At 56.0% G+C, this 8,287-nt stretch carries 7 protein-coding genes; all 7 read right to left on the minus strand.

What is annotated here, in order from left to right:
* Positions 1 to 871, minus strand: an 871-nt coding sequence (locus tag ABI213_RS03985) for an O-antigen ligase family protein (protein ID WP_348026161.1), incomplete at its 3' end; no start/stop codon positions are given.
* A gap of 37 nt (positions 872 to 908) precedes the next feature.
* Entirely contained in the window at positions 909 to 2,597 is a 1,689-nt protein-coding gene (locus ABI213_RS03990) for a Wzy polymerase domain-containing protein (RefSeq protein WP_348026163.1), read from the minus strand.
* 156 nt (positions 2,598 to 2,753) lie between these two features.
* A complete protein-coding gene (locus ABI213_RS03995) occupies positions 2,754 to 3,206 on the minus strand; it encodes a pilin (protein WP_348026167.1) in 453 nt (150 codons plus the stop codon).
* A gap of 226 nt (positions 3,207 to 3,432) precedes the next feature.
* Positions 3,433 to 4,224 carry a 3',5'-cyclic-nucleotide phosphodiesterase gene (locus ABI213_RS04000; RefSeq protein WP_348026165.1) on the minus strand — a complete coding sequence of 264 codons (792 nt, stop codon included), beginning with the start codon at positions 4,222 to 4,224 and terminating at the stop codon, positions 3,433 to 3,435.
* An 11-nt stretch (positions 4,225 to 4,235) separates the two neighbouring features.
* The gene (locus ABI213_RS04005) at positions 4,236 to 6,482 is read right to left on the minus strand and encodes an adenylate/guanylate cyclase domain-containing protein (protein WP_348005606.1); all 2,247 of its coding nucleotides are present in this window, start codon (positions 6,480 to 6,482) and stop codon (positions 4,236 to 4,238) included.
* A gap of 30 nt (positions 6,483 to 6,512) precedes the next feature.
* On the minus strand, positions 6,513 to 7,208 hold the full coding sequence (locus ABI213_RS04010) for an FHA domain-containing protein (protein ID WP_348005605.1): 696 nt from the start codon (positions 7,206 to 7,208) through the stop codon (positions 6,513 to 6,515).
* A gap of 49 nt (positions 7,209 to 7,257) precedes the next feature.
* On the minus strand, positions 7,258 to 8,043 hold the full coding sequence (locus tag ABI213_RS04015; protein ID WP_348005604.1) for a Stp1/IreP family PP2C-type Ser/Thr phosphatase: 786 nt from the start codon (positions 8,041 to 8,043) through the stop codon (positions 7,258 to 7,260).
* Positions 8,044 to 8,287: the final 244 nt, after the last annotated feature.

The following is an 8,287-nucleotide window of genomic DNA, read 5'->3' on the forward strand; positions in this document are numbered from 1 at the left end:
GCAGGCCACACGCGGCCACGGCCACCGGCACGCCCAGCTCAACCGCCAGGTGCAGCGGCAGGTTGTGTGCGTTGTCCAGAATGTCGCAAAACCGCGGGCCGTCGTAGAGGTGGATGTAGTGCGCGTAGTCCAGTTCACCCCAGCCCCAGCCCAGCCAGGGATGCTGGGCGATCAGCGTCAGCACGTTGTGCCACAGCGTCAGGCGGCTGGAACACAGCGCGTCGCCTTCCCGCAGCCGCGCCCAGGCGCCCGTGTCCAGCCCCACCAAGGTCGGCAGCAGCAGCAGGCCCAGCCCGTAAGCCAGCACAAACGCCAGCAGTACCCGGCGTACGGCCGGTTCCCGCAGGCCGCCCCAGTTGGCCGCCAGCACCACGACCAAGACGGTCTGCATCAACCCGGTGCGAGAGGACGACACGGCATTGCCTAACCCCAACAGGACGGCCAACGCGACGGCCAGATTCCGCGCCGCTGGCTGGACCACGATGGGCCGTATCTGCACCGTCCACCACAACAGGGCTGCCAACGCGATATGGGTCAGGCTGGCAAACTGGTTACGTTGGCGCAGATTGGCAAAAGCCTCGCCCAGCTGGGTGGTGTTGATCCAGGGAGACAGCGCTGCACTCAGGCCGAAGTACTGGACGATGCCGAAGGCACAACTCAACGCCCCGGCCAGCAGCCAGCCACTTGCCGCAGCGCCCGCCCAACCAGCAGAGTCTCCCGGCTGCCGGGCAGGCGGCCAAACCGCCTGCACCCCAAAAAGTCCGGCCAAACAACCCAGCGCCACCAGCCAAGGCACCATCGCCGCCATCGGGCCGGGGGCGAAGGGGTTGAGCCAGGGGAGGGCGAGGAGGAAGGCGGCGACTAGTTCCATGGAGTGAAGTACCTGGCGCAAGAAGATATCTCGGTTCTTATTGTTGGATACCTTTGCTTAAACCTTTTGTTTGTTCGCGGTCAGCGTCGCTTGGAGGCCAAATTACCGCTGCCATAGCAGGTTCCGTTCGGCTTTGACTCTGCCAGACTTCTTGCAAATTTTTTAGATAAGCGTCTGGTTGCAGCTTTTGGAGTTTCTCCAACCAATCTTTAGCGGCCAGAGTTTCGTGGCGCATGGCAAGTGCTTTGCCATAGTTGAACAAATTAAACGGAGTGGGAAAGCTGAGGGTGACCCGGCGCAATAGTTCAAGCTCCTCGGCGCTGATATTGGGCTGTACCTCTTTTCGTAAATTTTCAATGAATGCACGAAGATCATTTAATACATAAATATCTTTGGACTTAATTTCGGATGAAATTCCAACATGATTAACTTCGAGTTTGTAAGCTCGAAAATCAGCATCTACCAGAAAATAATCTCGAATAACTGCACCTAACAAGAGGCTGGTGCAAAAAAGCAAGCCAATGACGGGCCAGCGGTTTATTTTAAAAATGACGTGATGTTTCAATCGCTGGTTAAGCATCCCCATGACAACCCCGGTTGGAAGAAGAAAGTAAGCATGGTGCAGAGGGAATTCCACCATCGCATGTATCGCCACAACCAGTACAAAAAGAGTCAGCACTAAATCTTCTGCATTCGATACACGTTTTAGGCAACGAAGCATCCAATGGGACAAACAAAGGAAAAATCCTGCACCAATCGGAATACCACACCACAGCATTAAATCTAAAAGTAAATTATGTGATTGGATGAAAAAAGATGTCATGTTGGGGTGATTTTTGGCCACGGATAGTTGCGCCAATGCCAACTGGTTCCATCCGTAACCCGTCCAAGGTCGCTGTTTCAACGCATCCAAAAACATGCCGATGGCTTTCCATCGTAATTGTGACGACTTACCACCCAGCGATGCGGAACGGATATCTAACCCAAGATTCAAAAATTCACTCAAATGAGAAAATGAAACCGTGCAAATAGAAAAATACAAAAGTAATAACAGAAATACCCAAGGAGTGCGTGCGGGCAGGAGCTTCCTCCACGCAAACCCTGCCAGCGTAACTGCTGTCAATGCAATCCAAGGCATCCTCGATTGCGTCAATACAATTCCAAACAAGAGATAAAGAGCCATCAATATGGCACATGGCGGGTTGATTTTTTTCCGGACTACGCCCCATAAGCAAGCCATTAAGCCCCATAACAAAAGCGTAGCAAGCTGATTGGGCTGACCGAGGTTGGCTGAAGGTCGTTCACGTGTGAATTCTGCCGCCCACACTTGCATGGTCTCTACTTCTGCGGCATATCCGAGCCATTGGCGCAATTGCAGCCAAACGGACACCATGGCAGCAATACCAATGGCAAGAAACAAACCGTCTGCCGCACGCCCAGGTGTGGCCGCCTCCCAATGCGCCCCAGCCAGTAATGCCAACAAAAGGCCCAGTACATACAAAGTAATCAGCCAAGCTTCCCCGCTAAAAGAAAGCATTCCAAACCCGAACTGCACGAAAGGTACCGCGGCCAGCAACGCAACGACTACGGTGATGCCGTGCCACTCCACTTTTCGGTTTGATCTTATAAAAACGGCTCCCCCCGCCATGACCAGCATCACCGCCACCCAGGCATCTGTATGGAACGTGGCCCAGGGGTAGTAGTGGTTTGGAATCAACCAGGCCATCGCTAAGAGTGGCACCCATAAACCCAACCAAAGGGGCGGAAGCGGTTGTCTAGGATTCACAATGACCTGCCTGAGTTTTTAAAGAGTGGCATGCGTAGTGGTAGTGCGCATAAAAAAAGCCCCCCGAAGGAGGCTTTTCTGGGTTTGATATTTCTATTAACCTTGGCAGCTAGCTGGGCGGTATTTGGCTGCAATCGTGCCGGAGCAGACCCAAGCGACTTGTCCATTCGTTGCGTAAGTGCCCGTCAAAGTGATCGTGCCGGCCGTGGCACCCGAACCACCTGCCGCCATTTTGGGCTCAGCCGTGGTTGCCGTTGCAGTGATGACACCCGAGCTGGTCGCCGTCGAGGTGTAGGTCACAGACGCAACATATTTAGAGGCGAGCGAATCTACGTTGGCACTTGCCGTAGAAGGCATGCCGGCCAATACTTGCGCCGCTTCAGCAATGGATGTCTTTGGTGCAGAGGCCGCCAAAATCACTTCCGTCACCTTCGCGCGCACGGTGTAGTCCTGGTACGCAGGCAAAGCCACCGCAGCCAAAATACCGATGATCGCCACGACGATCATCAATTCGATCAGCGTAAAGCCTTGTTGCAGTGAACGTTTCATTTTCATTGGGTACTCCTAAGGTAAAAGATGAAGACCTAGCTGCGTTGCAGATTGCATGCCAAAGAGCTTTCCGGCTCAGATCCGTGAAATTTGCCCAGCAGGGTGGCATTTTGACCCCATTTTTTTCAGTGACCGATGCATGTCGGCGACATTTTTGTCTTGAGGACCCATGTGAGTACTGTGGAGGCGACATTTTTGTCATTGCTTGCGGTCTATCCCCAAGACTTCACACCTCAAACGCTTGACCCGCCTTCAACCACCGAATGTCATGCGGTACGTGTCGCCCCGCAGGCAGTGCGCCGTCAAACTCGGCGATTTCGTCCATGATCAGCTCGGTCTCAAAAGGCTTGGTGTGGGTGATGAAGATGGGGAATTGCCGCTGGGTGCCAATGCCCTCTAGCTCTTCGGCCAGCGCGACGGGTGACAGATGCAGGCTGCGGCGGGCCAGGTCTTTTTCGCGGTTGCTGAAGGCGGTTTCGATCACTAGCATGGCCACGTCTAGCTGCTCTAACCGTTGCCAAAATGCGGGGTTACGCTCGGTGTCACCGGTAAATACCCAGCAAGGTCCGCCTGCCGACACCGCGTAGCCTACGGCGGGCACGGTGTGCACGGCGGGCAGGGCTTCTATGGCTTTGCCGGTGATGTGGGTGGTTTCACCGATGGTGATTTCATGGAAGCTGATGAAGGGTGCGGCAACGGTGGGGATGACGCTGAAGTCGGGCCAGATCACGTTGTTGAAAATATGCGCTTTCAGGGCGGCGATGGTGCCGGCCAATGCGTAAATCTTGAGGGCGGTGGTCCGTTGGGAGGCCACGGCATCTACCATCAGCGGCAGCGCGGCGACGTGGTCGAGGTGGGAGTGGGTCAGAAAGACGTGGTTGATGGAACACATCTCGTCCAGCGTGAGATCGCCTACGCCAGTGCCTGCATCGATGAGCACATCGGTATCGACCAAGAAGGACGTGGTTTTGCAGTCTTTCGCGATGGCACCAGAGCATCCCAGCACGCGGACTTTCATGACGACACCCTTTATTTGGTTTCAAAATTGGTAGCACCATCCCATGCGGGATCTGGCGGCAACATGCGCATGGAGGCAACTCGCTCAGCATAGAGGCGATAAAGGTATTTTGTCGCATCCATGCCCTGTAATTTCACTATTTGCTGTCCACATAAAGCCCAATTTTGCGTGCGATAGTGGCTCAGGAAGCTATCCCATAGCTGGAGTTCGTCCGCCAGAGAGGTTGTGATGGGGTTCATTTTGGCCAAAGGGGTATAGATGGCGACGGCCTGCTCCTTGCCTTTGACGCGGACTTTATCGAGTTCTTGCCAGACATATTGGGGTGCCTGCGCCCGGGTGGATGCGCTGACGACGATGGTGACTCCGTAGATTTTGCTCAAGCCCTCAAGGCGCGCGCCGAGATTGACGGCATCACCGATCACGGTGTAGCTGCGCCTAATGTTGGAGCCCATGTCGCCGACGCACATGCTGCCGGTGTTCAGGCCGATGCCAATGCTGATTTCAGGGGTGTCGCGGCTGCGGCGTTCACTGTTCAATTGCTGGACGGCTTGCACCATGTCCAGCGCCGCGTGGACCGACAGGTGGGCGTGGTTGGCGGTGGCAACCGGTGCTCCCCAGAAAGCCATAACGCAGTCGCCCATGTATTTGTCGATGGTGCCGTGATGGGCGCGGATCTGCGCGGTGAGCCGACTGAACATACCGTTCAACACTGCTTGTAATTGCAGCGGCTCCATGTGCTCTGACATCTGTGTAAAGCCCCGGATATCGCAAAACATCACGGTCAGCTCCTGGTTGCTGGCGCGCATGGTGTAGCTGTGGGGGTGTTTGAGCATTTCGTCCACCAGTTCGGGCGGGACATAGGTGCCAAACAGATGGGCCAGTTCGCGTTTGGACCGGCTTTCCACAAAGTAGCCGTAGGCCATGTTCAGGACCGATGCGGTGACCACCATCCAAAGTGCCGCCGCCAGAGGCAGCACCAGCCCTTGACCAAGGTATAGGGCCCCATTCAGGCCAACGACCAGCACCAATGCGTCCACACTGAGTGCGACGGCGCGCAGGGCGGACAAGCGCGGGAGTGCCCAGGCCAGTGTGAGTCCTGCCATCAAGAGCAACACTATGTCATAGCCTATCGCGTAGTCAGGCTTGACAGCGATGTTGCCGTCCATCAAGCCCGAGAGGACATTGGCATGGATTTCTACGCCCGGGTAGGTCTCGCCTACGGGGGTTACACGCAGGTCCAACAGGCCGGGCACTGTGGTGCCTACCAGCACAATCTTGTCTCGCAAAGCGCCATCGGGCAAGCGGTGAGACAGGACATCGGCCGCCGAAACGTAACGGTATGAGCCGCCACGCGTCCGGTCTGGGCCACCGGAACCCCGGAAAGGGACCAACACGGCACCCCGTGCATCCGTGGGAATAGCCTGCTGCCTGCTGCCGTGTTGTAGTAGGAGGCTATCAAGTTGTGCCCGGCTCACGCTGTCGTGGGAAAAACCGGGTGTCACGCGGGGCTGGCCTGTCAATAGGCGAAACATGCCTAATGACAGAGATTCGTAATAGTGTCCTTGGTGCTCTGCCAACAGCGGGAGGGAACGCACTACGCCATCGGCATCGGTAATGGCATTGAAGAATCCGGCGTTGGGTGCCGCTGCTGCAATGGTGCTGATATTGGCGTTGTAGCCACTCCAGGCTGTCAAACCCATGTGTCGACCTTGCAGCGTCGCTGCATCAACCACCGGCGCAGGCAGTACACCCGAGGTGCGACCGTTACGGTCGCTGCTGAAGTAGTAGCCCAGCACGACGGGTCTGTTGCGCAGCGATTGTGCAAATGTGGCGTCAAAGTCCAACGCGCCACGCAGTTGTTGTATAGCCTCGGCAAAACCGGGTTGGTCGCGCAGTTGGTGGTGCGCCAGTTGTTGCAGTTGCGCCAGCCCAGAGCTTTCGTCCGCTTCGGCAAACACTATGTCAAAACCCAGCAAGCGGATTTTTTGGCGTTCAAAAAGCGCGTTGACCAAGGCAGCCAACTTGTTGCGGCTCCAGGGCCAGCCCAATTCAGCCAGGCTTTTTTCATCCAGATCCACGATGACGATGCGCTCGTCCAGCGTGCGCGGCATGGTGGCCCGCAGGCGTGCGTCAAAAATGATGTCGTCGAGATGCTGTAAAACCCCTAGCCGTACGATACCTGCCGCATGCAGTAGGGCAAAAACGACGGGAATGAGGGTCAAAAGAACCCGCGGCCAATGTTTTAACAGTGCACGCATTGGCTGCCACTCAGCAGCTGCGCAGCATGGTCACGGTTGGATAAACTGCATCTGCGTGCCCGCCAATTGCAAAACGTCGCCATGCTTGAGGGAGACGGGGGTTGCTCCGATCGGGGTCGCATTCAGCGTCGGTAGCTCGGCACCTTCCACATGTCCAACCACATAACCATGAGGGCGGCGGGTGATGGCCGCGACTGCCACGCCCGGCTTGCCCAAGGTGGTGACTACCTTGGTCAGCGTGACTTCGCGTCCAGCGGCCGCACCGGTGAGTACCTTGATGGCTGCGTGGCTGAGGGTGATGGTTTCCGTACCGGCCAAGGGCATGGCCGCTGAGTGGTCGGTTGCGCGCCGGTTCAAGTTCCCCGAGCCAGATGGCACATGGGTATTGCCCAGCAGGCCGGGACGGGCCATGGTGGTCTTTTCAAAGCCGGTTTCGGTTGCCTCGTTAATGAACTTGAGCTTGTATTTGCCCACTTCCACCAAATCGTTGTTTTGCAAAATCTGCTTGCGTGCCGCCTTACCGTTGATGTAGGTGCCGTTGGTGCTGTTGAGGTCTTCCAGGTGCACTTCGTGCCCGACCATCAATACCACCGCATGCTCGCCGCTGACCGCCAAGTTGTCGATAACGATGTCGTTATAAGGCCGTCGACCCAAAGTTGTCCTGTCTTTGGTCAACTGCACTTCTTTGATGACCACACCGTCGATCGATACGATCAATTTCGGCATGCTCTGCTCCTGTGGCGGTTCATAGGCTTGGCAATCGTAAAAAGAGGGACTAGCTGCCCAACAGCCGGGACATTAACCCCCGTTTGGGAATTCCTGCTACGGCATGGGCCAGTAACACTGTAATGTTATCCCGTCCGCCGTGCGCGTTGGCAATACTGATGAGCTGGCGGGCTTTTAGTTCAAGCGGCGCGTCGGTCTCCATAATACGGGCGATCGGCACGTCGTCCACCATGTCAGACAGTCCGTCAGAGCACATTAGATAGATATCGCCTTCTTCAACGCTGTGTTCGTGCACCTCCAGTATCACGTCATCTTCGATGCCCAGCGCACGGGTGACCAGGTTTTTGTTGGTCGATACCGCTGCCTGTGCGGGAGTGATAAGGCCTGCGTCCAGTTGCTCCTGCAGCAAGGAGTGGTCTTTGGTGATTTGCACCAAGGTGTTGTCTCGGAAGCGGTAGCAGCGGGAGTCGCCAATATGGCCCACCAGCAAGCGGGAATCCTGGAACACTCCGACGACCAGCGTTGTCCCCATGCCCCCGTATTCCGCATGCGTGTTGGCTGCGGTAAACACGGCCAAATTGGCGTTGTGCACGCAAATATCCATGGCGCGCCGCACTTCTTTGCCATTGGCTTGCTGCCCTGCATCTAGCAACCAGCGGCCTAGCTCTGTCTGGATAAAGGCAGTGGCCATGCTGCTGGCCACTTCGCCTGCGTTGTAGCCGCCCATTCCATCGGCTAAAACGGCCACGCCACTGGGCACATCAAAAGCCACGGCATCTTCATTATTTTCACGCAATAAACCGGCATGGGTTTGCGTGCAGAACTCGTACATCATCTTTGAGCGGGTTAACTTTGTGGAGAAAAAGTGGCTACAACGGCGGGATTTCATCTTCGCGAGGGGTTAGGCCAGAAGCGTTTGCCCGGCTGCATAGCGTCACCGCGAAGCCTCTGACCGTAACAGAGGGGTATACCCGTAACAAGAGACTTTTTCACACCCAAGATGTATTTTGTTACAACTTGCCCGCAAAAACGCTTTTATAGAGGCTATTTTGGGACGACTCTGGGAAAGGACTGTATCA

Source organism: Rhodoferax sp., assembly GCF_039922535.1.
Classification (GTDB): domain Bacteria; phylum Pseudomonadota; class Gammaproteobacteria; order Burkholderiales; family Burkholderiaceae_C; genus Rhodoferax_B.